This window comes from Actinomycetospora sp. CA-053990 (assembly GCF_050948445.1).
GTDB lineage: Bacteria > Actinomycetota > Actinomycetes > Mycobacteriales > Pseudonocardiaceae > Actinomycetospora > Actinomycetospora callitridis.
Window position 1 is genome coordinate 5,469,406 of record NZ_CP192043.1, and the last position, 24,723, is coordinate 5,494,128.

Here is a 24,723-nt window from a genome sequence, read left to right on the forward strand (position 1 = left end):
TAATACTGCGGTGGGGCTCCTACCGGCCGGAGTGACGGAGAGACCACGCGCTGCGACGGAGCCAGGTGTCGACGGGCCGGGTGTCGACGAGACGGGCCGTCGCCGCGTTCGCCGCGGCCACGCCACCGGCGTACACCGCGTGCTGGACCATGCTCGTCACCAGCAGGCGGCGCTCCCACCGCCAGGGCGGTGGGGTCTCGCCGAGCACCGGGAACAGGCCGAGGGCCATCGTCTGGCAGCCGACGAAGAAGGCCAGGCCCGGCCCGGGCTCGCGACCGAGGACGCGCCGGAGGGCGACATGGCCGACGCCGACCGCCGAGCCGTAGCCCCAGTGCACCAGCCAGAACAGGGTCTGCCGGCCCCGGGCGGAGCGCGGCGCCCAGCCGATCACGTGCTGCAGCAGCGTCGAGGCGGCGATGACGACGTGCTCGCTGTCGTCGTAGTCGAGGATCTCCTCGATCTCGTCGACACGGATGCCGTCGCGCCGGGCGTGGAGCTCGCGATGCAGCCGTGCGGTCAGGGCCATCGCCCCGGTGCCCACCGCGCCGCCCACCACGCCGCGCGCGACCTCACGCAGCACTGTTGCGCTCCCGCGCCGTGCGCCCATGGTCGTCAGCTTGCCCTGGATCGGTTCACGACGCGGCCGGAGAGGCCCTCTGTCGCCGTACCCCTCCGTTCGGGCGGTGCCGTAGAGGGCGTGGTGCGCCTCACACTTGTGAGGCACCGGGGCGACACCGTGCGCCCACCCGTACCAACGGGACGGGTCAGCCGACGGTGTCCCGGGCGACAACCCACGAAGGAGTGCGGATGACCACCATCGACGAGCAGTCCACCGCGGCACACGCGGCCCCGGACACCGGAGCCGAAGCGGCGGCCGCAGCCGGTGCCAACCCGGCACTGGTCGGCGTCCCGACATTCGTGATCGGCTCGGTGGCCCTGGGGCTCTACCTGGTCGGCTTCACCGGAGCGTCGAGCACCGCACTGGTGGGCTTGCTCCCGATCCTGTTCATGTGCACCGGGATCGGGCAGCTGGTGGCCACGGTCTGGTCGGTGCGCATCGGGGCCGGGGCACCGGCAGCCATCTTCGGCATCTTCACCGGGTTCTGGCTGAGCTTCGCCGTGCTGGCGACCTCGCTGGGCCAGGACTGGTTCGGGCCGACCTCCACCGACACCGCCGTCGCCACGGGCGCCCAGGAGACCTTCCTGCTCACCTGGCTGATCGGTATCGTCATCCTCACGGTGGCCTCGCTGCGCCTGCCCGCCATGTTCACCGTGCTGTTCGTCCTCATCGACGCGGCGCTGCTGCTGGTGCTGCTGGGGACCTCGAGCGGCTCGACGGGCCTGCTGTTCGTCGGCGGCATCGTGGTGTTCGCCTTCGCCCTGGTCGGCGTCTACATGTTCCTCGACGCCATGGGGCAGGCGACCGGCGGGAAGCCGATGCCGATGGGCAAGGCCCTCATCGGCGGCTGACCGAGCCTCACACCCACGCACCGCGAGGGACGCCCTGACCGCCGGCGACGGCGTCGGGGCGTCCCTCGTCCTGCGTGCGGGGCTCACCGGAAGTCCCGGGAGCTCGAGGGCACGCGGAGCTCGAGACGTTCGATGCGGTCGGCGACGAGGTTGACCACGGTCGGCGCGTCGTGGGCGCGCTCGACCCGGCCGCGGATCACGAGCGCCGCGCTGGTGCGGGCCACCACCCGGTGGCGCGCCCAGAGCCCCTCCGAGCAGACCACGTTGAGCATGCCGGTCTCGTCCTCGAGGTTGAGGAACGTCGTGCCGCCCGCGGTCGCGGGCCGCTGGCGGTGGGTGACCACCCCGCCGACCTCGATGCGCTCGCCCTCGGGCACGCGGGCGACCGCGCCGACCGAGTAGGCGCCGCGCTCCTCGAGCGCGTTGCGCAGGTGGGTCACCGGGTGGCTGTCGGGCGTGAGGCCGGTGGCCCAGACGTCGGCGACGGTGAGCTCCACCGCGCTCATCCCCGGCAGCGCCGGCGCCTCGAGACCCACGGCGGTGCCGGGCAGGCGGTCGTGACGCACGCCGTCGCGCACCACGCCGACCCCGGCCGCCGCCGCGCCGGCCGCCCACAGCGCCTCGCGGCGCTCGAGCCCGAAGCAGCGCAGCGCCCCGGCGGTGGCCAGCGCCTCGACCTGCGCGGTGGGCAGCTCGGCGCGGCGCGCGAGGTCCGCGACGTCCCGGTAGGCACCCTCCCGTTCCCGTTCCGCCACGATCCGGGCGGCCACCTCGTCCCCCATCCCCCGCACCCCGGCGAGCCCGAGCCGCACCGCGACCCCGCCCGTGCTGTCCTGGTGCGGCTCCAGGCCCGGGGTGTCCGCGGAGACCAGGACGTCGGGGCCGAGCACGACCACCCCGTGGCGGCGGGCGTCGGCGGTGAGCGACTGGGGCGAGTAGAAGCCCATCGGCTGGGCGCGCAGCAGCGCCGCGCAGAAGGCGGCCGGGTAGTAGAACTTGTACCAGGCGCTGACGTAGACCAGCGACGCGAAGCTGATCGAGTGACTCTCCGGGAAGCCGAAGTTGGCGAACGCCTTGGTCTTGCCGAAGATCGTGTCCGCGAGGTCCCCGGTGATCCCGTTGGCGGCCATCCCCTCGTAGAACCGCTCGCGCATCCGCTCGATCCGCTCGCTCGAGCGCTTGGCCGACAGCGCGCGCCGCAGCTCGTCGGCCTCGGCGGCGGAGAAGCCCGCGACGTCCACCGCGAGCTGCATGAGCTGCTCCTGGAACAGCGGCACCCCGAGCGTCTTCTCCAGGGCCGGCTCGCAGAGCGGGTGGTCGTAGACGATGCGTTCCAGGCCGTTGCGTCGCCGGATGTAGGGGTGCACCGAGCCGCCCTGGATGGGCCCCGGACGGATGAGCGCGACCTCGACCACCAGGTCGTAGAACTCCCGTGGCCGCAGGCGGGGCAGCGTGGCCATCTGCGCCCGGGACTCGACCTGGAACACGCCCACCGAGTCGCCCTCGGCGAGCATCGCGAAGACCAACTCGTCCGTGGCCTGCAGCTCGTGCAGCTTCACGCGGACGTCGTGGTGCTCGGCGACGAGGTCGGCGGCGTAGTGCAGCACCGAGAGCATGCCCAGGCCCAGCAGGTCGATCTTGACCAGCCCGACCGCCGCCGCGTCGTCCTTGTCCCACTGGATGACGCTGCGCCCCGGCATCCGTCCCCACTCCACGGGCACCACCTGGTCGACCGGGCGGTCGCAGATGACCATGCCGCCGGAGTGGATCCCCAGGTGGCGGGGGAAGCCCGCGATCTGCTCGGCGAGGGAGGCGACCGCCGCCGGCATCTCGGGCACCTGCCCCGCCAGCTCGGCACCCGGCCCCCACCGGTCGATCTGCTTGCTCCACGCGTCCTGCTGGCCCTGCGCGAAGCCCAGCGCGCGGGCCGCGTCGCGCACCGCCGAGCGCGGCCGGTAGGTGATGACGTTGGCGACCTGCGCCGCGCGGTCGCGCCCGTAACGGGCGTAGACGTACTGGATGGCCTCCTCGCGGCGGTCGGACTCGATGTCGAGGTCGATGTCGGGGTAGCCGTCGCGCTCCGGGGAGAGGAACCGCTCGAACAGCAGGTTCATCTCGACGGCGTCGACGTGGGTGATGCCCAGCGCGAAGCACACCGCCGAGTTCGCCGCCGACCCCCGACCCTGACAGTAGATGTCATGATCGGAGCAGTACTTCACGATGTCGGCGACGATGAGGAAGTAGCCGGGGAAGCCCTGCTTCTCGATGACCCCGAGCTCGTGCTCGATCACCTCGAAGGCCCGCGGCGAGCGCATCCGGTCGCCGTAGCGCAGCGCGGCCCCCATCCACGTCAGCCGGCGCAGCCAGCTCGCCTCGGTCTCGCCGTCGGGCACCGCGAACGGGGGCAGCTCGGGCGCCAGCAGGTCGAGGGAGAACGCGCACTCGCGGCCCAGCTCCGCGGCGCGGGCGACGGCCTGCGGGTGGCGGGCGAAGCGCTCGGCCATCTCCGCCCCGGAGCGCAGGTGGGCCGGCCCCGGCGGCAGCCAGCCCTCGGCGTCGTCGAGGCTGCGCCGCGCCCGCACCGCCGCCAGCGCGGCCGCGAGCCGGGCGCGGTCGGGGGTGGCGTAGTGCGCGCCGGTGGTGGCGACCGTGCGCAGGCCGCGCCCCCGGTCGGCCTCCGCGGCGAGCCCCGCCAGCGCCGCGTTGCGCTCGGTGTCGTCCGGGAGGCCCTGGTCGGTGAGCTCGACCGCGATGTTCTCGGCGCCGAACAGGGCGACGAGACGGTCGAGCTCGCGGGCGGCGCCGACCGCCCCCTCCGCGGCCAGCGCCCGGCGCACCGATCCCTTGCGGCACCCCGTCAGCACCTGGACGTGCCCGCCGAGCGTCGCCGCGACCCGCTCGGCGTCGTAGACCGGGCGCCCCTTCTCCCCGTGGGTGTGCATCTGCCCCTCGGTGATCGCGCGCGAGATCGCCCGGTAGCCGTCGGGGTCGCGGGCGAGGACCAGCAGGTGGTCGCCCTCGGGATCGGGCACGCCGTTCTGCGGTGCGGACAGACCCAGCGAGAGCTCGGCGCCGTAGACCGTCGGCACCCCCAGCTCCTGCGCGGCCTCGGCGAAGCGCACCACGCCGTACATGCCGTCGTGATCGGTGAGCGCGATCGCCTCCAGCCCCAGCCGCGCGGCCTCCTCGACCAGCTCCTCGGGGTGCGACGCGCCGTCGAGGAAGCTGAAGTTGGAGTGCGCGTGCAGCTCGGCGTAGGGGACGGTGACGCCCGTCGGGCGCGCCCCCGCCGGCGACCGGTAGGGTGTACGGTGCCGCGACCACGCCGGGCTGTCGCCCCCGTCGCCGGGGAACTGCTCGTCGCGCGGCGGGCGGAGCGTGCCGGGGCCGTCGATCCGCTCGCTGTCGTCGAAGGCCAGGGGATCGCGGACCCAGCCGTCCTCCGACCCGTCCTCCGGCGGCCAGGGGCCGATGTGGCCCTCGTGCGGCTCGCCGTCCCTCCTGGCCGCGCTCCGCTGCGCCGCGTCGCCCTGGATCGCCTTCCGCGTCCCGTTGCCCCGCCCTTGCAGACTGGGCCCGTCGGCGGGACGTCCCGACAGCAGGCGCTCCATCTCCGACCAGCTCACCGGCGGGTTGCCCCACCCCACGTCAGATCCCTCCCTCGGCGACGTCCCGGCTCCCCGGCGCTCCGCGTCCGTCAGTCATAGATCCCCTCCACCGCCCAGCGCTCGCCGCGGTGGACGAGCAGCAGCGCGCGTCCCACCGCGTCGGCGCCGGACGCCACCGGGTCGGGCGCGAGGTCGGCGGCCGGGTCGGGCTCGGGGTCGCGGCCGGCGGCGATCTCGTCGGCGTCGGTGGCGCACACGACCTGGATGCGCACGCTGCCCCCGGGCGCGGACCGTGGGTCCCACCAGCGGCCGGGATCGGGCCACGGGCCGCCCCAGGCCCGCACCGGCGCGGTGGGTGCCGCCGGGTCGGTGCCGAGGGCCACGTGCGCGGGCGGCGCCGAGAGACGACCACGGGTGGCCCGGCGCACCGGGGCGCCGTCGGCGTCGAGCACCCGCGCCGGCAGCGGCTCGGGCGGCACCCGGGCCGGCGACGGCGCGGTCAACGCGCCGGGCCAGGGGGCCTGCGGATCGACGCCCGGGGTCTCGCGCTCGTCGCCCCACGGCACCAGCCGGATCCGCTCGCCCGGCCCCCGCCCGCCACCGGACACCCCGGTGAGCACCTCCTCGGGCCCCAGCAGGCCCTGGACCCGCACCAGCGCCCGGCCGGCGCGCTCGTCGGCCACCCCGACCTCGCCCCAGAGGCCGAGCTGCAGCCGCCCCGCCTCGACGACCTCCTCCGGCACGAGACGCAGCACCGTGAGCCCGCCGTCGGACCGCCCCGCCCCCTCTCCTCGACGCGACAGCCAGCCCTCGAGCTGCCAGCGGACGCGGTCGGCGGTGCCGTTCGGGGTCAGCGGCTCGGCGCAGCGCCACACGCGGGCCAGCTCGTCGCCCTCGGTGGTGCGCGCCTGCACCCCGAGGCGCGTGCACGCGAGCCCCGCCCGCCCCAGCGCCTCGTGCAGGCGTTCGGCGAGCGAGCGGGCGGCGAAGGCGGCGGCGTCGACGCGGTCGACCGGGGGTCGAGCGGGAGCTCCACGGTGAGCTCGTCGGGGATGCGACGGCGGGAGGGCGGGCGCTCGTCGAGCCCGCGGGCCAGCCGGTGGGCCCGGACCGCGGCCGCGTCGAAGCGCGAGGCCACGTCGGTGGCCGACAGCTCGGCGAAGGCGCCCAGCGTGCCGAGACCGAGGCGGCGCAGCAGGCCGATCAGCTCCGCGCGGGCGGCGCTGGCGTCGTCGTCGGCACCCGCGGTGTCGGGCTCGACGCCCGGTTCGAGCTCGAGCTCGGTGACCGGCAGCGGCGCCAGGAACGCCGGGCTCTCCCCCGCCGGCACCAGCAGCGAGCGACGCGCGGCGAGCCCGGCGGCGAACAGCCCGTCGGCCACCCCCACCTGGCACTCCACGCGGGCGCGCGCGGCGACGTGGTCGACCAGGCGCTCGGCCACGATCTCCTCGCTGCCGAAGTACCGGGTGGGCCCGCGCGCCGAGAGCGCCACCAGCCCGGGACGCACCACCTCCACGCCGGGCGCCAGCTCCTCGACCGCCGCGGCGACCGGCTCGAAGCCCCGGGCGTCGCGCTCGGGATCGCGGGCGAGCACCGCGAGGTCGGGGCAGCGGGCCTGGGCCTCGCGACGGCGCAGCCCCGGCGCACCCCTGCGCCCGTGCCGTCGCCGAGCACGCCACCACCCGGTGCGACGCCAGGACCGCGGCCGGCCGCGCGGGCGGCAGGCCGGCCTCGGCCGCGCCGGCCACCACCGGCCAGTCGGGACACCACAGCGCCAGGACCCGCGCCGGCGCGCTCATCCGACCGCCCCGATGCGCGTCGGCTCGTCCGGCACCGGGCGCGGCGGACCCGTCAGCGGCGCCCCGATCGGCAGCTCGCCGTCCGGCGCGCACTCCCCGGCGGGGCCGGGCAGCAGCACCGGCACCTCCTGCTCGCCGGGACGGCCGCGGGCGGCGCAGCGCACGCGGACGCGTCGCGAGCGCAACCGTCCCGTGCCGTCGCCGCCGAGCCCGGCCCACGCGCTGCCCTCGGCCCGCAGCTCGACCTCGGCGCCCGGCCACGTCCCCGGCGCGCCCACGGGGACCAGCACCGCCCCCGCTGACGGACCCGGGCCCCGAGCCGCTGCCGGTCCCCCGCCGGCCACCGCACCCCCGGCAGCGTGGTGTCGAGCACGACCACGTCCACCCCGTCGACCAGGGCGGCGACCACCGCCGCCGGACGGGGACCGGGACGCGGCACCAGCGCCGTGCGCGACAGGTCGAGCCCCGCCTCGGCGGCGGCCTGGATCCCCAGGTCGGGCAGGCCCACCAGCGCGCACCACGCCCCGGCCCGCGACGCCTCGGCCAGCAGCGCGAGCAGCAGCGACGTCGAGCCGCACACGGCCACCGCCGACCCGCGCCGCAGCCCGCCCCCGGGCAGGACCCCGGCCAGCGGGCCCATCACCGGCAGCACCGCGCTGCCCTCGGCCTCGACCCGCGACGGCCCGCTGACGGGCGCCGCCACCGACTCCGCCGCCGACTCCGCGACCGGCTCGACCACCGGCTCCTCCGCCGGCGCCGACCCTCGCGTCCTGCCCCGCCGACCCCGCAGCTCGGAGGCACGCACCACCCCGAGCTCGGCCCACCGCCGCGACGGGGAACCCTGCTCGTCGAGCAACGACGACGCACCACCCATGAGCGCCTCCTCGAACACGTGTTCGAACGAGGAGAACGCTAACCCACACCCCCGACAACCGCCGAGCCCTGCGGGCCGGGATCACCCCGACCGACGGAAAGCTTCGGAAACCGAAGCATTCACCGAGGACAGGTCCGGTCCGCTCCTCGTCGCCGCAGCGGCCCACGGCTCGCCCCGCCGCCGCGGGCCGGGCAGGCTCGGACCATGACCGAGCGCGTCCTCGTCACCGGAGCCGCCGGACGGATCGGCGGCTACCTGCGCCAACGCCTCGCCCGCCCCGGCCGCACCCTGCGCCTGCTCGACATCGCCACCCCCGAGGACGTGGGCGCCGACGAGGAGGTCGTCACCGCCTCCGTCACCGACCTCGACGCGCTCGTCGCGGCGAGCGCGGGAGCCGACGCCGTCGTCCACCTCGGCGGGCACAGCGGCGAGGAGGCGTGGGACCACATCCTGGCCACCAACATCCACGGCACCTACGTCGTGTTCGAGGCCGCCCGGCGCGCCGGCGTCCCGCGCGTCGTCTTCGCCAGCAGCAACCACGCCGCCGGCTTCCACCCCGCCGTCGACCCCGTGCCCGACGACCTCCCGCCCCGGCCGGACACCTACTACGGCGTCAGCAAGGTGGCCGGCGAGGCCCTCGGCAGCCTGTACCACGACCGCTACGGCCTCGACGTCGTCTGCTGCGGATCGGGACGTGCCGGGAGCGCCCCACGGACGCCCGAGGGCTGTCGACGTGGCTCTCGCCCGACGACTGCGGCCGGCTGGTCGAGGCGTCGCTGACCTGCCCGTCCCCGGGCTTCCGCATCGTCTGGGGCGTCTCGGCCAACATCCGGCGGCGGTGGGCGCTCGCCGGCGCGCACGAGATCGGCTACCGCCCGCAGGACGACGCCGAGGTGTTCGCCGGCGAGGTGGACCGGCGTCCGGTCGACACCGACTCCTATGTGGGCGGCGAGTTCGCGGGCTCGTCCTTCGACGCCCCGGCCTGAGCGACGACGGCCTCCTCGATCCGGATGGCCTCCTCCATGAGCATGTCGGCCAGGCGCACCAGGAAGCCCTCGTCGAGGCCGTGCTCCCGCGCCCGGGCCGCGGCCTGACGCTGCACCTCGGCCGCCCGACCGGGCTGGAACACCGGCATCCCGGCCTGCGCCTTGATCGCCCCGACGCGCTCGATGCAGCGCATCCGGTCGCGCACGAGGGCGAACAGGGCCTCGTCGATGCCGTCGAGCTCCCCGCGCAGGGCCGCGAGCTCGGGATCCACGCGCAGTGATGACGGGTCGGACACGGCGGCTTACCGTACTCCTCATGGCCGTACGGAGGGCCACGTAGCGCTTCCATCGTGCCAGCACCCGGAGGAGGACGACCCGTGGTCAGTGCCGAGGCACAGCGCTTCGCCGACATGGTGCGACAGGCGCCGAGGATGGCCGAGCTCCCGCTCGCCGCCCAGCGCACGGCGGGCGAGCACGCCGAGGACCTCAGCGCGACGCCGGAGGGGATCACCTACGAGACCGTCGCGGACGGCGGCGTCGCCGGGGTGTGGGCGCAGGCGTCGGGACCCGCGCCCACGAGCACCGTGCTCTACCTGTTCGGCGGCGGGCACGTCATCACCTCGCCGAGGTCACGGCACAAGTTCGCCGGCCACCTGGCCCGCGCGCTCGACGCCCGGGTCCTGCTACTCGACTAACCGCTGGCGCCCGAGCACCCCTACCCGCAGGACGTGGACGCCGCGGTCCGGGCCGCACGCTGGCTGCTCGAGCAGCAGCACGTCCCGGCGGACCGCCTCGTGCTCGTCGGGGAGTCGTCCGGCGGCGGCCTCGTCCTCGAGACGCTGCTCGCCGCCGCCCGCGCCGGGCTGCCGCGCCCGGCGGCGGCGTACCTGATGTCGCCCTGGGCGGACCTGACCTGCTCGTCCGCCTCGTTCGCCGCCCGCGGTGACGTCGACCTGGAGTGCAGCCACGAGAGCCTGACGCGGATGGCGGGCGAGTACCTCGACGGCCACGCCGCCACCGACCCGGCCGCCTCCCCCGTGCTCGCGGCGCCGGAGACCGTCGCGACGGCGTGGCCGGCGCTGCTCGTGCAGGTCGGCAGCCACGAGGTGCTGCTCGACGACTCCCTGGCTGTGGCGCGCCTCGCGGCGCTGGCCGACGTCCCCGTCACCCTGGACGTCTGGTCGCAGATGCAGCACTTCTTCCAGCTCGGGGTCGGCGTCTACCCCGAGGCGGCCGCGGCGCTGGCCCGGGCGGGGGCGTGGCTGCGGGAGCGGTGGGACGTGCCCGCCTAATGGGCGAAGTGGCGGGTCCCGGTGAAGTACATGGTCACGCCGGCCTTGTTCGCGGCCTCGATCGTCAGCTCGTCGCGCACCGAGCCGCCGGGCTGGACGACGGCGGCGACGCCAGCCTCGGCGAGGACCTCGAACCCGTCCGGGAACGGGAAGAAGGCGTCGGACGCGGCGACGGAGCCGGCGACGCGGTCGCCGCCCCGGGCGACGGCGAGCTTGGCGGCGTCGACGCGGTTGACCTGCCCCATGCCGACGCCGATCGTCGCGCCGTCGTGGGCGAGCAGGATCGCGTTCGACTTCACCGCGCGGCAGGCGCGCCAGGCGAACGCGAGGTCGGCGAGCTGCTCCGGCGAGACCGCCGCGCCGCAGGCCAGGGTCCAGTGCGCGGGGTCGTCGCCCGGGGCGTCGACGGCGTCGCGCTGCTGGAGCAGCAGCCCGCCGGAGATCGCCCGCTGCTCGGCGGGCGAGGGCGTCCACGTGGCGGTGAGCACCCGGATGTTCTTCTTCCGGGCCAGGATGTCCACCGCGCCGTCGGCGTAGGACGGGGCGACGATCACCTCGGTGAAGATCTCCGAGACCGTCTCGGCCATGGCCGTCGAGACCTCGGTGTTGGCGGCGATGACCCCGCCGAACGCGCTGGTCGGGTCGCAGGCGTGGGCCCGGCGGTGCACCTCGGCGACGTCGGTGCCGACCGCGATCCCGCACGGGTTCGCGTGCTTGATGATCGCCACGCAGACCCCGTCGTGGTCGTGCGCGGCGCGCCAGGCGGCGTCGGTGTCGACGTAGTTGTTGTACGACATCTCCTTGCCGTGCAGCTGCGTCGCGCCGGCGATGCCCGAGGTGTTCTCCGGGTCGCCGTAGAGCGCGGCGGCCTGGTGCGGGTTCTCCCCGTACCGGAGCACGGCGCGGCGCCGCGCGGTCGTGCCGACCCACCCCGGGAACGGCGAACCCTCCCCGTCGGGGGCGAGCACGTTGCCCATCCAGGACGCCACGGCGACGTCGTAGGACGCGGTGTGGCGGAACGCCTCGGCGGCGAGCGCCCGGCGGTCGGACAGCGGGACGCCGCCCTCGGCGGCCTGCTCGAGCACCCAGGCGTAGCGCGTCGGGTCGGTGACGACGGCGACCGACTCGTGGTTCTTCGCGGCCGCGCGGATCATCGCGGGGCCGCCGATGTCGATCTGCTCGACGCAGTCGTCGGGCGACGCGCCGGACGCGACGGTGGCGGTGAACGGGTAGAGGTTGACCACCAACAGGTCGAACGGCGCGATGTCCAGCGACTCGAGCGCCTCGGTGTGCGTGGGCAGTCGGGTGTCGGCGAGCAGCCCAGCGTGCACCCGCGGGTGCAGCGTCTTGACCCGCCCGTCCAGGCACTCCGGGAACCCGGTGACCTCCTCGACGCGCGTGACCGGCACGCCCGCGTCGGCGATCCGCCCCGCGGTCGACCCGGTGGAGACGATCTCGACGCCGGCCGCGTGCAGCCCGGTGGCCAGGTCGAGCAGGCCGGCCTTGTCGAAGACGCTGACCAGGGCGCGGCGGATCGGGCGGCGGCCGTCGGTGCCCGACCGGGCGGCGGCCTGGGACTCGGTGGCGGTCACGGAATTCTCACTCCTCGTCCGGTGACGGTGGCGCCGTGGCGGACGAGCGCCGCCACGGTCTCGACGAGCACGCGACGCTCCACCACCTTGATGCGCTCGTGCAGCGTGTCCTCGGTGTCGTCCGGCTCCACGGTCACGGCCTCCTGCGCCAGGACGGGACCGGTGTCCACCCCGGCGTCGACCAGGTGCACAGTCGCGCCGGTGACCTTCACGCCGTAGGCGACGGTGTCGCGCACCGGGTGCGCGCCCGGGAACGCCGGCAGCAGGGCGGGGTGGGTGTTGATCGTGCGCCCCCCGAACCGCGCCAGGAACGCCGTTCCCAAGAGCCGCGCGAACCCCGCCGACACGACGAGATCGGGCTCTGCGGCGGCGACGGTGTCGGCCAGCGCGGCGTCCCACCCGGCGCGGTCGGCGTGCTCGGCCGGGGGGACGACGACGGTGTCGATGCCCGCCGCCGTCGCGCGGTCGAGGGCCCCGACGGCCGAGCGGTCGGAGACGACGGCGACCACGCGCGCCGGGTACCCCTCGTCCTCGCCGGCGTCCAGCAGGGCCTGCAGGAGGCTCCCCGACCCGGAGGCCAGGACGACGACGCGGGCGGGCGCCGGCAGTCGCAGCCGGTGCTGCTCGGTGGTGGTCAGCGCTGCTCCCGGGCCGGGCGTGGATGTCGCCCCCAGATTAGCCGCGGGCGCCACCACCAGGACCGACGCCCTCGTCACCGCCGGTCCCGGCCGGGTCGGGCTCCTCGTCCGGCGCCTCCTCGACGTCCCCGTCCGCGGCGTCGGTCACCTCGTCGGTCACCTCGTCGGGCTCGACGGCGACCTCCGGCGGGGGTGTGGGCGTCGTGGTCCTCGCGCGCCGCCGCGCCGGGCGGGCGGCGGCGCCGCTGGTGCCGATCGGCACCGCGAGCAGGGCCACGACGAGGCCGGGGACGAGCACCCAGCCGAGCACCGCGAGCGCCACCGGGCCCGGGGGCACCGAGACCGGGTCGAAGGGCCCCGCGCCGAGGCGCCCGCCCGACAGCGCGGCGGCGAGGCCGACGAGGACGGCGGCGGTCACGGCCGCGGTGAGCACCGAGCGGACCCGGGTCGGGGCGTCGGGCGCGGTCGGCGAGAGGCGCCACCCCACCAGGCTGCCGACGGCGAGCGGGACGGCGAAGGCGAGACCGGCCCAGGTCGGCGGCGGGCTCTGCGGCAGGAGGGCCGCGAGCGGGATCGGCGGCAGCAGGCCGGAGGTGATCGCCGTGGGCGTGGCCGACGCCGCGCCGATCGACACCCCGGGCCCGATCAGCCAGCCCGTCGCCGCCACGACGGCGTTGGGCAGGTAGGCGGCGGTGAGCAGGGTCAGCCCGGCGCCGCTCCCGGCTTCGGGGGCGATGCCGACGAACACGCCGCGGACATCGGCGACGTCCGCGAGCAGGGCGGCGAGCAGCAGTGCCGCGCCCGCCGTGAGCAGGCCCGCAGTGGCGAGGAGGCCGCCGCGCAGACCCTGGCGCGCCCACATCGGCAGGCGGCGGGTCAGGGTGAGGACGCCGCACGGGCCCGCGACCCCGGCCAGCGCGGCCAGACCCGCGAGCACGCCGCAGGTGACGCCGGCGAGCCCTGGCGAGGCGTCGACGACGTTCTCCGGGGTCAGCAGGGCGGCGGCGAGCACCCCGATCACGGCGTGCGCCGCGGCCGCGGTGGCCACGACGGGCACGAGGACGCCGTGCAGGGGCCGGGAGTCGCCCGGCCGCGCCCCCAGCCGCCGGACCGCGCCCCGGGCGACGCCGGCGACCAGGACGGCGAGCAGGATCGCGGGCGCCAGGGGCAGGACGCCGAGCGGGACGCCGGTGACCTGGAGGGGCACGAGGTGGGCGACCAGCCACAGCGGGATGCCGACCGCGAGCGCCTGCCCCAGGCCGGGTTCGCCGCCCGGCGTGGTGCCGGAGGCCAGCGCGGCGACCACGCCCGCGACCACCACCGCGACGCCGTAACAGACCGCCGGCGGCAGCAGCGCCACCCGCGCGAGCACGGGGAGCCACGCCGGCGTCCCTGTCGACCGCGCCGGTGCCGCAGCGGCGGCACGACGGCCACGCCGCGGTGGGTCGTGCGTCGGCGCCGTCACGCCTCCAGACCCTGTCAGCCGGGCCTCGTCGCACCCGGCTGCCACGCCGCGCGGGCGGAGCGAGGGTCACCACGCCTGCGTCCGGGGCTGCGAGGGCGTCCCTCGCTCCCTCTGGGACGCGCCGGACTCAGCGCGGCGAGCCCCACTCGCCGCGGCGGTCGTCGGACGACGAGGACTGCGGCCGGCCCGGGTCCTCGCCGGACTCGTGGGCGCCCCGGGACTCGCCCTGGGGAGGCTGCGGCGCGACGGGTCCACCGGGGCTGCCCGACGGGGCGCCCCAACCGGTGGACGGGATGCCGTAGCCGGGGGTGGAGCTGCCGCCCCCGGGCGACGAGCCGGTGGCCGAGGCCTGCGGCGTGCCCGACGGCGGGGTGTTCGACCCGGCCCCGTCGGCGGGGCCCGGGGACGACGAGCTGCCCGGGCCGGCGCCGTACGACGGGCCGCCGTCGCCGGAGCCGTAGGTGGAGAACCCGGCGGCGGGGGTGCCGGTGGGCCCCGCGCCCGAGGTCGGGGTGACGGTGGTGCTGCCCGCCGACGCGTCGGGGGCGTCGTCGCGGTCGGAGCGGGCGCCGGACGTGTCGCCGCCCGACGTGGAGGAGCCCTGCCCGGAGGCGGTGGCACCGGGGACGACCTGGGTGGTGGCCGCCGCCGAGCCGACGGCAGGCGAGCCCGGCCCGCCGTAGCCCCCGCCGACGGGACCCGACGGCGGACCCGCGGCCTGGCCACCCTGACCGGGGCCTCCTCCTGGCCGGGCCCTCCCTGGCCGGGCCCACCCTGGCCGGGCCCACCCTGACCGGGTCCACCGGGGCCGCGGGGCTGGCGAACTGACCCGACCCCGGACCGGTCTGCGGACCGCCGTACCCGGACGGGCCGGCCGGCGGTCCGCCCGGAGCCCCGCCCCAGGGGCCACCGGGCCCGGCGGCGTGGGCACCGGGCCCACCGCCACCCGCCGGCGCGCCGAACCCGGACGAGGCGGGACGCGACGCCGGCGCGTTGATCACGCCGCTGGCGAAGAGCGCGGCGACGACCGAGGCGACCGCGGCGAGGACCGCGAGCACCACCTGCACGACGAGCAGCCCGTCGGCGTAGGCCAGCAGCGGCAGCATGGCGAGCGCGCCGGTGACGCCCACGACCGCGCCCGGCACCAGGGTCTGCGGGCCGCGCGGCAGGAGCGAGGCCGCCGTGAGCAGGCCGCCGGCGAGCACCAGCGGCAGGTAGAACAGCGACCCGAAGGCCGCGCTGAGGTCCGACGCCACGCCCGACGCCTCGGCGGAGCCGAAGAAGGTCAGGATGTAGGCGAGCAGCGCGAGGATGCCCGCGCCGAGCGCGACGCCCTTCTCGGCACCCGAGGACGCCGTGGCCCCGGATGCCCCCGACGCCGACGGGTTCGGCCCCGTGGAGGCGCCGGAATCCGACGTGGTCGCGATCGTCGTGGTCGCCGCCGGGAAGCCGCCGGACGCCGGGTACGACGGGCCCTGGCCACCGGCCCCCGGCGCGGCACCCCAGCCCTGCTGGGCGTGCTGGCCCTGCTGCTGCCCGTAGCCCTGCTGCTGGGTGCCGTAGCCGCCCTGACCCGGCGCGCCGAAGGGCTGGCCCTGACCGGGCTGCCCCTGACCGGGCTGCCCCTGACCGGGCTGCCCCTGACCGGGCTGCCCCTGACCGGCGCCGGCCCAGGAGGACCCCCCGTACGGCGACGACGCGCCGTACGGCGAGCCGCCGCCGGAGCCCCAGCCGGGACCGGACGCGCCCTGCGGCCGCTGGCCGGACGGGCCGCCCGGGGGCGGGCCCTGGGTCGGTGAGCTCATGAGGTGTCCTCCCGGGACGACGACGTCAGCGGTGGAGCGGGTGGCCAGGCCGGGTGCTCAGCCCCGGCTGACCAGCGAGCGCGCGAGGTCGGCGGTCTCGGAGGGCGTCTTGCCCACCTTGACGCCGGCGGCCTCGAGCGCCTCCTTCTTGGCCTGCGCGGTCCCCGCGGAGCCGGAGACGATGGCGCCGGCGTGGCCCATCGTCTTGCCCTCGGGAGCCGTGAACCCCGCAACGTAGCCGACGACGGGCTTCGTGACGTTGGCCTTCACGTAGTCGGCTGCACGCTCCTCGGCGTCGCCACCGATCTCGCCGATCATGACGATGGCCTCGGTCTCGGGGTCCGCCTCGAACGCCTCGAGGGCGTCGATGTGCGTCGTCCCGATCACCGGGTCACCGCCGATGCCGATCGCCGTGGAGAAGCCGATCTCCCGCAGCTCGAACATCATCTGGTAGGTCAGCGTGCCCGACTTCGACACGAGGCCCATCTTGCCGGGGCCCGTGATGTTCGCCGGGATGATGCCGGCGTTGGACTTGCCGGGGCTGATGATGCCCGGGCAGTTCGGGCCGATGATCCGCGTGCGGTTGCCGTTGGCGCAGGCGTGCGCCCAGAACCAGGCGGAGTCGTGCACCGGGATGCCCTCGGTGATCACGACGGCGAGCCCGATACCGGCGTCGATGGCCTCGACCGCGGCGTCCTTGGCGAACTTCGGCGGCACGAAGAGCACCGAGACGTCGGCCCCGGTCTCCTTCATGGCCTCTTCGACGCCGCCGTAGACCGGCACGTTCGTGCCCGTGATCTCCACGGTCGTCCCGGCCTTGCGGGCGTTCACGCCGCCGACGATCTTGGTGCCGGAGGCCAGCATCTTCGTCGCGTGCTTCATGCCCTCGGAGCCCGTGAGCCCCTGGACGATGACCTTGCTGTTCTCATCGAGGAAGATCGACATCTCAGGCTCCCGCCGCCGCCAGCTCGGCGGCCTTCGCGGCCGCGTCGTCCATGGTGTCCACCACCGTGACCAGGGGGTGGTTCGCCTCGGCGAGGATCCGGCGACCCTCGTCGACGTTGTTGCCGTCCAGGCGGACGACCAGCGGCTTGGCGGCGTCGTCACCCAGGATCTTCAGGGCCTCGACGATGCCGTTCGCGACCGCGTCGCACGAGGTGATGCCGCCGAAGACGTTGACGAACACGCTGCGCACGTCGTCGTCGCCGAGGATGACGTCGAGCCCGGCCGCCATGACCTCGGCCGACGCGCCGCCGCCGATGTCGAGGAAGTTGGCGGGCTTCATCCCGCCGTACTGCTCGCCGGCGTAGGCGACCACGTCGAGGGTCGACATGACGAGGCCCGCACCGTTGCCGATGATGCCGACCTGGCCGTCGTCGAGCTTGACGTAGTTGAGGCCCTTCTCCTTGGCCTTGGCCTCGAGCGCGTTCTGGCTGCGCTCGTCGACCAGGCCGGCGTGCTCGGCGTGCCGGAACTCGGCGTTCTCGTCGAGGGTGACCTTGCCGTCGAGCGCGATGATCTTGTCCTGCGGGTCGCGCACGAGGGGGTTGACCTCGACCAGCGTGGCGTCCTCGCCGACGAAGGTCTCCCAGAGCTTGACGATGACCTGCGCGGCCTCGTCGGCGACCTCGGCGGGCAGCTTGGCCTTGGCGACGATCTCGTCGGCCTTGGCGCGGTCGACGCCGGCGATCGCGTCGATCGGCACCCGGGCCAGCGCCTCGGGCCGCTCGACGGCGAGCTCCTCGATCTCCATGCCGCCCTCGGCCGACGCCATGGCCAGGAAGGTGCGGTTGGACCGGTCGAGGAGGAACGAGAAGTAGTACTCCTCGGCGATGTCGCTGGCCTCGGTGACCAGGACCCGGTGGACGATGTGGCCCTTGATGTCGAGGCCGAGGATCGCCTCGGCCTTCTCCTTGGCCTCGGCCGGGTCCTTCGCCAGCTTGACGCCGCCGGCCTTGCCCCGGCCGCCCGTCTTCACCTGCGCCTTGACCACCACCGCCGTGCCGATCTCCTGCGCAGCGCGCTCCGCCTCCGCGGCGGTGTCGACGGTGCGCCCGGGCAGCACCGGCACTCCGTGGGCGGCGAAGACGTCCTTCGCCTGGTACTCGTACAGGTCCACTCGTGAACTCTCCTCACCAACTCCCCGGCCGCCGCCGGTCAGCGGGGGCCGGGCGAGGTCGCGCGGCGCCCCTGGCGCCCACGATTCGACGGATGTGCGGCGACCCTATCCAGGCTGGTCGGCGCCGGTCGCCGTGACCGGGGCGACGCAGGACACAGGGACGCGTCCCACAGGGTGCTGGATCGTTCCGGAGTGCGCACGGGCCGATGATCCGGGCACTGATCTTGATCGGTCTGGACCCGGGTCCGGGCGACAGGCAAGTGAACAGCGCCTAACGTCCACTTCATGGACGTGACGGGCGTCATGTCGAGGGACGCGCAGCGGAGCGCCGCCGGATCCGTCGACGTGGCCACGGAGCCGGTCGAGGCGGGCCCCCTCGCATCGGTGGCGGGCGCCCTGTGGCGCGGCGTCACCTACGCCGCCCGCACGGTCGGGGTCCCCGCGGGCGTCCGCGGGCTGGCCGTCGAGCTCGCCTACACCGCCGTGCACCTCTCGCTCTACCCGTGGGGCCTGATCGACGAGGTCCTGCGCCCGGCGGGCACCTTCGTCCACCACCGCACCGACGCCCTGAGCCCGTCCCAGCGCAGCCTCGTCGTCTCCGACATGGACGCGTCGACCACGCCGGTGCTCCTCGTGCACGGGATCGTCGACAACCGCTCGATCTTCGCGCTCCTCGCCCGCCAGCTGCGCCGGCGGGGGTTCGGCGTCGTGCACGCCGTCAACTTCAGCGTGCTCACCGCGTTCACCGGCGACATCCGCGATGCCGCGCGGGAGCTCGGGCACCACGTCGAGCGCATCTGCGCGAGCACCGGTGCCGACCGCGTCCACATCGTCGGGCACTCGCTGGGCGGGCTGATGGCGCGCTACTACGTCCAGCGGCTCGGGGGCGATGCCCGCGTCGACACGCTCGTCACCCTGGGCACGCCGCACCGCGGCAGCCTCATCGCGCACTTCCTGCCGCCGACGCGGGTGCCGCAGCAGCTGTGCCCCGCCTCCGACCTCGTCCGCGAGCTCGAGGAGCCGGCCCCGGGGTGCCGCACCCACGTCGTCGCCGTGTGGAGCAAGCAGGACCAGCTGATCATCCCGCAGTCCCACGCCCGGCTCGAGCACCCGGACCTGCAGGTCACCGAGGTGACGCTCGAGCACGTCGGGCACCTGTCGATGACCATCGACCCCGAGGTCGTGCACCTCGTGAGCCGGCTGCTCGCCCGACGCCCCCTCCGCGCCGGGCGCGACCAGCGGGCACTCGCCGGGTGAACGGTTCCCGCTAGGTCCGGACGGGTCGAACGGTGTCACCCGTCCCGGTGACGACCGCTCAGCGCGCCGGCCCGCACGTACGGCGTAGCAACCGGCTCGAGGCACTCGTGTCGTTTGCCCGGGGCGTGACGTCCTGGCTACCTTCCGCTCGTCCTCATCACGGTCTGGTCACGAACGGCATACGGAACGACCCCGAACGTTCCCCAGGGCTTCCCCGGCCCGCGCCGCCGCGACGGACCCCGATCTGCGGGAAGGATGGTCTTGGCGAGTCACAGCTCCCCCCGCCCGCCGTCCGCGCCCCTCTTCGCCCTCGGTCTCACCCCGGCTCTGGCCGGTGGACCGTCGGGCCCGCGCTTCCCCGACCTCAGCGGCTTCGCCGGCGGTCTGCCCGGGCTCGGCGCCCGTGGTGGGCGTCGCGGTGGCGACGCCGCGGGCCTGGTCACCGGTGGGCGCGCACCGGGACCGCTCCCCACCCGTCCCGTCGGCCTCCGTCCCGGCCCGGCTCCGGCCCCCGCACGGCCCGCGGGCCCGCAGGGTGACGGCCGCCGCCCCCTGCCGTCCGACCCGCGCGAGCTCCCCGTGAGCCGCGCCGGGCGCCCCAGCAGGCACCGCAGCGCCGTGACGTCGACCCCGGCCGTGGCCTGCGCCCCGCGCCGCCCGCCGGGCGTGGCCCGTCGCCGCTGCGCGGCCGCCTGGCCGTCGCCGCGGTCGCCGTCGGCGCCGTCGCCACCGCGGGGCACAGCCTCGCCGGCCTCGACGCGCTGAACGAGGCGCCCACCACCGCCGAGCTGGCGCTGGCCGCCGACCGCGGAACCACGACCGACACCGAGTCGTCGCCCGCGGCCTCCTCGACGGGCCTCGACGCGGCCACCTCGAACGTCCTGCCCGTCACGGCGCCGGCCTCGTCCGCCGCCGCGTCCTCCGGCACGTCCTCCGGCGAGGCGGACTCCGCCGAGGGCCCGGGCCAGGTCAGCGCGCTCAGCAAGGCCGCCGAGCGGCGCGCCGCCCAGGCCCAGGCCGCCGCTGAGGCCGCCCGCCCCGACTACGTCAAGCCGGCGGAGGGCCGCTTCACCTCGGGCTTCGGCGCCCGCTGGGGCTCGTCGCACCGCGGCATCGACATCGCCGGTCCGATCGGCACCCCGATCGTCTCGGTCGCCGACGGCACCGTCGTCGAGTCCGGCCCGGCGAGCGGCTTCGGGATGTGGGTCAAGGTCGAGCTCGACGACGGCACGATCAACGTCTACGGCCACGTGAACCGCTCCTACGTGCGGGAGGGCCAGCAGGTCCGCGCCGGCGAGGAGATCGCCGAGATCGGCAACCGCGGCCGCTCCACCGGCCCGCACCTGCACTTCGAGGTCTGGACCGGCGGCGAGAACAAGATCAACCCGCTGCCGTGGCTCGCCGAGCGCGGCATCTCGCTGGGATCCCAACAGGACTAGTCCGCTCCCCCGTAAGACGACCAGGGCCCCGCAGCGCACCGCGCTCCGGGGCCCTCGTCGTTCCGCGCTCGGCGAGGCGGATCGGGGTCTCCGGCCTCCGGGCGCGTCGCCTGGTCCCGGCGAAGGGCGACCCTCGCCGCTCTAGCCGCGCGAAGGTGCCCTTCGGCCGGAACGGGCGCGCGCGATCACCGACCGCCGACTCCGGCGAAGGGCGACCCTCGCCGCTCTAGCCGCGCGAAGGTGCCCTTCGGCCGGAACGGGCGCGCGCGATCACCGACCGCCGACTCCGGCGAAGGGCGACCCTCGCCGCTCTAGCCGCGCGAAGGTGCCCTTCGGCCGGAACGGGCGCGCGCGTGAGGGCGGGCGGGCGGGGAGGTGGTGCGGCGCTACAGCTTCGTGAGCGGCACGCCGCCGATGAGCATGAGACGCACGGTGCCCGAGGAGCCGAAGTCGATCGTGGCCGTCGCCCGCGAGCCGACCCCGTCGACGGTGGTGACCGTCCCGAGGCCGTACTTGTCGTGGCTGACGCGGTCGCCGACGTCCAGCGAGATCGTCGGCGCCTCCTTCCAGTCCGGCCGCATCGGCGACGGGCGCGACGGGCGCCCGCTGACGTCCGTCCCGGGGCTCGCCCAGCGCCCGGAGCCGAACCGCGTGCGGCCCACCGGGGACGAGCGCTCGAAGGTGGGCTCGACGCGCCGCCACTCCCACACATCGGCGGGCACCTCGTCGAGGAACCGCGACGGCGGGTTGGCCTGGGGCTGCCCGTACGCCGAGCGCATCACCGCGCGCGAGAGGTAGAGACGCTGCTGGGCGCGGGTGATCCCGACGTAGGCGAGGCGGCGCTCCTCGGAGAGCTCCGCCGGGTCGGCCAGGGCCCGCGAGTGCGGGAAGATGCCGTCCTCCCAGCCGGTGGCGAACACGACCGGGAACTCGAGGCCCTTCGCGGTGTGCAGCGTCATCAGCGTGACCACGCCGTCGCCGCCGTCGGGGATCGAGTCGGCGTCGGCGACCAGCGACACCCGCTCGAGGAACGCCTCGAGCGAGCCCGGCTCGGCCAGGCCGTCGCCCGGGGTGTCGTCCTGGTCGGCGGCATCACCCTCGGCCGTCGCGGCCGGCTCCTCCTCGAGCCCCTCGGCGTTGACGGCGTCTTGGACGAACTCGCGCGCGACGCTCACGAGCTCCTGGAGGTTCTCGAGGCGCGACTGCTCCTGCGGGTCCTCCGAGCCCTCGAGCTCCTTGCGGTAGCCCGACTGATCGAGGATCGCGTCGAGCACCTCGTCGACCGACGCGCCGCCCGCCACGGTGGCGGCGAGCCCGTCCATCATCTCGACGAAGTCGGCGATGTTGCGCTGCGAGCGCGTCGCGAGCCCGTGCACCTCGCCCGCCGCGGCGCGGCGCAGGGCCGCGGCGAACGTGATGCGCTCGCGGTCGGCGGCGTCGGCCACCACCGACTCGGCGCGGTCGCCGATGCCGCGCTTCGGGACGTTGAGGATGCGGCGCAGCGAGACCGTGTCCTCGGGGTTGGACAGCACCTTGAGGTAGGCCATCGCGTCGCGGACCTCGCGGCGCTCGTAGAAGCGGACGCCGCCGACGATCTTGTACGGGAGCCCGAGGCGGATGAACACGTCCTCGAAGACACGGGACTGGCCGTTGGTCCGGTAGAACACCGCGACCTCGCCGAAGCGGACCTCGCCGGCGTCGACGAGCCGGTCGATCTCCGCGGCCACGAACGCGGCCTCGTCGTGCTCGTTGTCGGCCACGTAGCCGACGACCAGCTCGCCGTCGCCCGCGTCGGTCCACAGCCGTTTGTCCCGCCGCTCGGCGTTGCGGCTGATGACCGCGTTGGCGGCGCTGAGGATGCGCTGGGTGGAGCGGTAGTTCTGCTCGAGCAGGATCGTGCGCGCCTCGGGGTAGTCGCGCTCGAACTCGACGATGTTGCGGATCGTGGCGCCACGGAAGGCGTAGATCGACTGATCGGCGTCGCCCACGACGCACAGCTCCGCGGGCTTGACCGAGCCGTCGTCGCTGCCCGCCGCCAGCGCCTTGACCAGCATGTACTGGGCGTGGTTGGTGTCCTGGTACTCGTCGACCAGGATGTGCCGGAACCGGCGCCGGTAGTACTCGGCGACGTCCGGGAAGCGGGTGAGCAGGTCGACCGTGCGGCCGATGAGGTCGTCGAAGTCGAGGGAGTTCGACTGCTGCAGGCGGTCCTGATAGATGGTGTAGACCTCGGCGGTGCGCTTCTCCGCTTCGGTGGCGGCGGCGTCGACGGCCTCGATCGGCGACACGAGCTCGTTCTTCCACGCCGAGATGCGCGCCAGCAGGCCGCGCGGCGAGTACTTCTTGGCGTCGAGATCGAGCCCGCGGGCGACCGTGGCGACCAGCCGCCGCGAGTCGTCCGCGTCGTAGATCGAGAACGTGGAGCTCAGCCCGAGGTGGCGGTACTCGCGGCGCAGGATCCGCACGCACATCGAGTGGAACGTCGAGACCCACATCGCGTTCGCACGGCGGCCCACCAGCGCGGCGACGCGCTCGCGCATCTCGGCGGCGGCCTTGTTGGTGAACGTGATGGCCATGAACTGGCCGGGCCCGACCCCCTGGTGGCGCATCTGCCAGGCGATGCGGTGGGTGAGGACCCGCGTCTTGCCCGACCCCGCGCCCGCGACGATCAGCAGCGGCGAGCCGGTGTGCACCACAGCCTCGCGCTGGGGCGGGTTCATGCCCTCGAGCAGCGGATCGTCCGCCGGATCGGGACGCCCGGTGTCCCGGCGTACCGCGGCTCCGGCCCCGGCGTCACCGCCCCCGGCGGCCGCGGCGGCGAGGCGGCGCGACAGGGCGGAGGCCGCCGAGCGCACCGGCGGGCCCGACCGCGCGCCGGACCCGGGATCGGACTCCGGGTCGGACGCGGGGGGGCGGGTGGCGGGACCGGTGCTCATCGTCGGTCCACGGTACCGGGACCCCCCGACAGCCCCACGCGGCCGAGCCCCGCGGCCGACGGTTGGCGGTGCCGGGACGCGGTGGCATAGTGACCCGCGTGCACGAGCAGTCGCGTCGATTTTTCTACGGGTACCGCACCCCGGTGCCCGTGGACACCTGACGCGCCCGCCGCGCCCGACCCACGCCGCCCCGGAGTCCGATGACCCCGGGGCGTCTTCGTGTCCGGGGTCAGGAGGACCCACCCACCCCGGACACCCCCTGGAGGCCGATCCCCGTGAGTGCCATGACCAGCGATCCCGCGCACGCCCCGACGTCCGACGCCGAGCCGGCACCGGAGCCCGCTCCCGAGGTCACGCCGGAGACCGCGTCCCAGGACGGCGAGGAGGCGGCGCCGGACGTCCCCGCGCCGTTGGCCCCGGCGACCGCCGAGGAGATCCCCGCGCTGCGGGAGGAGATCGACGCGATCGACGCCGAGCTGCTGCGCCTGGTGCGACGGCGCTCGGAGATCTCCCAGCGGATCGGCCTGGCCCGCATGGCCGCCGGCGGGCCGCGCATCGTCTACAACCGCGAGATGCAGGTCCTCGCCCGCTTCCGCGGGCTCGGCACCGAGGGCCGCGAGCTCGCCATGCTGCTGCTGCGCCTCGGCCGGGGACGCCTCGGCGGCCGGAGCTGAGGCGCGGGGGCGGGGCCGCGACGCCCGCCCCCGGCCCCCTGTCCGGCGGGCGAACCGGACGGGCCGCATCCGCCTCGCCACACGAACGGCCGCATCCCGTGCGTCCTGACGGGTGAGGTCCCGGGGTCGGGCGCACGCGCTGCACACCACGGACGCCCGCGACGTACTACGGACCCCACACGACGAGTGGCACTCTGGTGTCATGGGAACGGTCATCGACCTGATCGCCACGATCATCACCGTGCTGGGCCTGCTCGCCTCTTTGGGCTACGGCGGGTACCTGTTGATGCTCTCCTCGGTGGCATCGAAGCGCCCGGGCGCCGGACATCTGGCCGCGGATGCGCGCGGTCGCATCCCGGCCGCCGGCGGGCTGGCGCTGGGGGCCCTCGTGGCCCTGCTGCTCACCGGCGGCGGGGTCCCGCTGGACGTCATCGGACTGCTCGTCGGCGGCGGCGTGGGTCTCGTCGCGGTGAACCAGTTCCAGGGCGCCCGCAAGCGGCTCGCCTCCGGGTCGTCCTGAGCCGAACGGTCGTCCCCGAACGCCCAGCGGCGACCGATTGTGTACGACCGGTTGGTGGACGGCGCCGAGCGCGCCAGGAGGTACGACACGCCCATTGGGCGCCCTGACCCGGACGATGGCCCTTCGTCCCCTGGATAGACCTTCCCGGCCCGGATGACACGCGAGTAGCCATGTCCTCACACGGAGTGGACGACGCGCCCCCGTCCCGGTGAACCCGGAGGCGGCGCGTCCTCGACGGAGGAGGAGCCG

At 75.5% G+C, this 24,723-nt stretch carries 20 protein-coding genes and 3 pseudogenes; 11 read left to right on the forward strand and 12 right to left on the reverse strand.

The window, feature by feature from the left end; translation table 11 throughout:
• Nucleotides 1–19: 19 nt before the first annotated feature.
• A complete protein-coding gene (locus ACQPYN_RS27855) occupies nucleotides 20–607 on the reverse strand; it encodes a hypothetical protein (protein WP_433029954.1) in 588 nt (195 codons plus the stop codon).
• Between the two features lie 200 nt (nucleotides 608–807).
• Between ACQPYN_RS27855 and ACQPYN_RS27860 the strand changes: the two genes are divergently transcribed.
• Nucleotides 808–1,470, forward strand: a complete 663-nt coding sequence (locus ACQPYN_RS27860; protein WP_433029956.1) for a GPR1/FUN34/YaaH family transporter — start codon at nucleotides 808–810, stop codon at nucleotides 1,468–1,470.
• An 83-nt stretch (nucleotides 1,471–1,553) separates the two neighbouring features.
• Here the strand turns inward: ACQPYN_RS27860 and ACQPYN_RS27865 are convergent, their stop codons facing one another.
• The 3 genes and pseudogenes from ACQPYN_RS27865 to ACQPYN_RS27875 form a co-directional block, all read right to left on the reverse strand.
• The gene (locus ACQPYN_RS27865) at nucleotides 1,554–5,117 is read right to left on the reverse strand and encodes an error-prone DNA polymerase (protein ID WP_433029958.1); all 3,564 of its coding nucleotides are present in this window, start codon (nucleotides 5,115–5,117) and stop codon (nucleotides 1,554–1,556) included.
• Nucleotides 5,118–5,167: 50 nt separating this feature from the next.
• Nucleotides 5,168–6,877, reverse strand: a pseudogene (locus tag ACQPYN_RS27870) (DNA polymerase Y family protein).
• A 52-nt stretch (nucleotides 6,878–6,929) separates the two neighbouring features.
• On the reverse strand, nucleotides 6,930–7,751 hold the full coding sequence (locus ACQPYN_RS27875; RefSeq protein WP_433029960.1) for a hypothetical protein: 822 nt from the start codon (nucleotides 7,749–7,751) through the stop codon (nucleotides 6,930–6,932).
• A gap of 204 nt (nucleotides 7,752–7,955) precedes the next feature.
• Between ACQPYN_RS27875 and ACQPYN_RS27880 the strand changes: the two genes are divergently transcribed.
• Nucleotides 7,956–8,531, forward strand: a complete 576-nt coding sequence (locus tag ACQPYN_RS27880; protein ID WP_433029962.1) for an NAD-dependent epimerase/dehydratase family protein — start codon at nucleotides 7,956–7,958, stop codon at nucleotides 8,529–8,531.
• A gap of 157 nt (nucleotides 8,532–8,688) precedes the next feature.
• Here ACQPYN_RS27880 and ACQPYN_RS27885 read toward each other — a convergent pair whose 3' ends face one another.
• Nucleotides 8,689–9,033: a chorismate mutase gene (locus tag ACQPYN_RS27885; RefSeq protein WP_433029964.1), complete on the reverse strand. Its 345-nt coding sequence runs from the start codon at nucleotides 9,031–9,033 to the stop codon at nucleotides 8,689–8,691.
• Nucleotides 9,034–9,114: 81 nt separating this feature from the next.
• Here ACQPYN_RS27885 and ACQPYN_RS27890 point away from each other — a divergent pair, with 81 nt between their 5' ends.
• Both ACQPYN_RS27890 and ACQPYN_RS27895 read left to right on the forward strand, forming a co-directional pair.
• The gene (locus ACQPYN_RS27890) at nucleotides 9,115–9,432 is read left to right on the forward strand and encodes a hypothetical protein (protein ID WP_433029966.1); all 318 of its coding nucleotides are present in this window, start codon (nucleotides 9,115–9,117) and stop codon (nucleotides 9,430–9,432) included.
• 3 nt (nucleotides 9,433–9,435) lie between these two features.
• Nucleotides 9,436–10,029 (forward strand): alpha/beta hydrolase fold domain-containing protein, encoded by a 594-nt coding sequence (locus ACQPYN_RS27895; RefSeq protein WP_433039075.1) that lies wholly within the window; start codon nucleotides 9,436–9,438, stop codon nucleotides 10,027–10,029.
• Here ACQPYN_RS27895 and purH read toward each other — a convergent pair.
• The 3 genes from purH to ACQPYN_RS27910 form a co-directional block, all read right to left on the reverse strand.
• Nucleotides 10,026–11,621 carry a bifunctional phosphoribosylaminoimidazolecarboxamide formyltransferase/IMP cyclohydrolase gene (gene purH / locus ACQPYN_RS27900; protein WP_433029968.1) on the reverse strand — a complete coding sequence of 532 codons (1,596 nt, stop codon included), beginning with the start codon at nucleotides 11,619–11,621 and terminating at the stop codon, nucleotides 10,026–10,028. The two genes, ACQPYN_RS27895 and purH, sit on opposite strands and share 4 nt — an antisense overlap.
• Nucleotides 11,618–12,235 carry a phosphoribosylglycinamide formyltransferase gene (gene purN / locus ACQPYN_RS27905; RefSeq protein WP_433039076.1) on the reverse strand — a complete coding sequence of 206 codons (618 nt, stop codon included), beginning with the start codon at nucleotides 12,233–12,235 and terminating at the stop codon, nucleotides 11,618–11,620. The genes purH and purN overlap by 4 nt, the downstream gene beginning before the upstream one ends.
• Before the next feature lie 61 nt (nucleotides 12,236–12,296).
• Entirely contained in the window at nucleotides 12,297–13,724 is a 1,428-nt protein-coding gene (locus ACQPYN_RS27910; RefSeq protein WP_433029970.1) for a cell division protein PerM, read from the reverse strand.
• A gap of 308 nt (nucleotides 13,725–14,032) precedes the next feature.
• On the opposite strand from ACQPYN_RS27910, the gene ACQPYN_RS27915 reads away from it, so the two are divergent.
• Together ACQPYN_RS27915 and ACQPYN_RS27920 are read left to right on the forward strand one after the other, a co-directional pair.
• The gene (locus ACQPYN_RS27915; protein ID WP_433039169.1) at nucleotides 14,033–14,185 is read left to right on the forward strand and encodes a hypothetical protein; all 153 of its coding nucleotides are present in this window, start codon (nucleotides 14,033–14,035) and stop codon (nucleotides 14,183–14,185) included.
• Nucleotides 14,186–14,407: a hypothetical protein gene (locus tag ACQPYN_RS27920; protein WP_433039170.1), complete on the forward strand. Its 222-nt coding sequence runs from the start codon at nucleotides 14,186–14,188 to the stop codon at nucleotides 14,405–14,407.
• 372 nt (nucleotides 14,408–14,779) lie between these two features.
• Here ACQPYN_RS27920 and ACQPYN_RS27925 read toward each other — a convergent pair.
• Nucleotides 14,780–15,037, reverse strand: a pseudogene (locus ACQPYN_RS27925) (DUF5336 domain-containing protein); the annotation flags it as partial.
• Between ACQPYN_RS27925 and ACQPYN_RS27930 the strand changes: the two are divergent.
• Nucleotides 15,036–15,266 (forward strand): hypothetical protein, encoded by a 231-nt coding sequence (locus ACQPYN_RS27930; RefSeq protein WP_433039172.1) that lies wholly within the window; start codon nucleotides 15,036–15,038, stop codon nucleotides 15,264–15,266. The pseudogene ACQPYN_RS27925 and the gene ACQPYN_RS27930 sit on opposite strands and share 2 nt — an antisense overlap.
• A 320-nt stretch (nucleotides 15,267–15,586) precedes the next feature.
• Here the strand turns inward: ACQPYN_RS27930 and sucD are convergent, their stop codons facing one another.
• Entirely contained in the window at nucleotides 15,587–16,474 is an 888-nt protein-coding gene (gene sucD / locus ACQPYN_RS27935; RefSeq protein ID WP_433029972.1) for a succinate--CoA ligase subunit alpha, read from the reverse strand.
• A 1-nt stretch (nucleotide 16,475) separates the two neighbouring features.
• Entirely contained in the window at nucleotides 16,476–17,648 is a 1,173-nt protein-coding gene (sucC, locus tag ACQPYN_RS27940) for an ADP-forming succinate--CoA ligase subunit beta (protein ID WP_433029974.1), read from the reverse strand.
• Between the two features lie 285 nt (nucleotides 17,649–17,933).
• Here sucC and ACQPYN_RS27945 point away from each other — a divergent pair, with 285 nt between their 5' ends.
• Nucleotides 17,934–18,905, forward strand: a complete 972-nt coding sequence (locus ACQPYN_RS27945) for an esterase/lipase family protein (protein ID WP_433029976.1) — start codon at nucleotides 17,934–17,936, stop codon at nucleotides 18,903–18,905.
• Between the two features lie 1,112 nt (nucleotides 18,906–20,017).
• Nucleotides 20,018–20,344, forward strand: a complete 327-nt coding sequence (locus ACQPYN_RS27950; protein WP_433039077.1) for a M23 family metallopeptidase — start codon at nucleotides 20,018–20,020, stop codon at nucleotides 20,342–20,344.
• A 386-nt stretch (nucleotides 20,345–20,730) separates the two neighbouring features.
• Here the strand turns inward: ACQPYN_RS27950 and pcrA are convergent, their stop codons facing one another.
• On the reverse strand, nucleotides 20,731–23,064 hold the full coding sequence (gene pcrA / locus ACQPYN_RS27955; protein WP_433039078.1) for a DNA helicase PcrA: 2,334 nt from the start codon (nucleotides 23,062–23,064) through the stop codon (nucleotides 20,731–20,733).
• A gap of 611 nt (nucleotides 23,065–23,675) precedes the next feature.
• Here pcrA and ACQPYN_RS27960 point away from each other — a divergent pair.
• Nucleotides 23,676–23,954: pseudogene (locus tag ACQPYN_RS27960) on the forward strand (chorismate mutase); the annotation flags it as partial.
• A gap of 202 nt (nucleotides 23,955–24,156) precedes the next feature.
• A complete protein-coding gene (locus tag ACQPYN_RS27965) occupies nucleotides 24,157–24,474 on the forward strand; it encodes a hypothetical protein (RefSeq protein WP_274194281.1) in 318 nt (105 codons plus the stop codon).
• Nucleotides 24,475–24,723: the final 249 nt, after the last annotated feature.

What these genes read in the sequence shown, in the direction of transcription:
- sucD (WP_433029972.1), bottom strand. Translation starts at nt 16,474, where the DNA reads ATGTCGATCTTCCTCGATGAGAACAGCAAGGTCATCGTCCAGGGGCTC.
- ACQPYN_RS27875 (WP_433029960.1), bottom strand. Translation starts at nt 7,751, where the DNA reads ATGGGTGGTGCGTCGTCGTTGCTCGACGAGCAGGGTTCCCCGTCGCGG.
- pcrA (WP_433039078.1), bottom strand. Translation starts at nt 23,064, where the DNA reads ATGAACCCGCCCCAGCGCGAGGCTGTGGTGCACACCGGCTCGCCGCTG.
- ACQPYN_RS27930 (WP_433039172.1), top strand. Translation starts at nt 15,036, where the DNA reads ATGCCCGCGCCGAGCGCGACGCCCTTCTCGGCACCCGAGGACGCCGTG.
- ACQPYN_RS27880 (WP_433029962.1), top strand. Translation starts at nt 7,956, where the DNA reads ATGACCGAGCGCGTCCTCGTCACCGGAGCCGCCGGACGGATCGGCGGC.
- ACQPYN_RS27945 (WP_433029976.1), top strand. Translation starts at nt 17,934, where the DNA reads ATGGACGTGACGGGCGTCATGTCGAGGGACGCGCAGCGGAGCGCCGCC.
- ACQPYN_RS27855 (WP_433029954.1), bottom strand. Translation starts at nt 607, where the DNA reads ATGGGCGCACGGCGCGGGAGCGCAACAGTGCTGCGTGAGGTCGCGCGC.
- ACQPYN_RS27965 (WP_274194281.1), top strand. Translation starts at nt 24,157, where the DNA reads ATGGGAACGGTCATCGACCTGATCGCCACGATCATCACCGTGCTGGGC.
- ACQPYN_RS27860 (WP_433029956.1), top strand. Translation starts at nt 808, where the DNA reads ATGACCACCATCGACGAGCAGTCCACCGCGGCACACGCGGCCCCGGAC.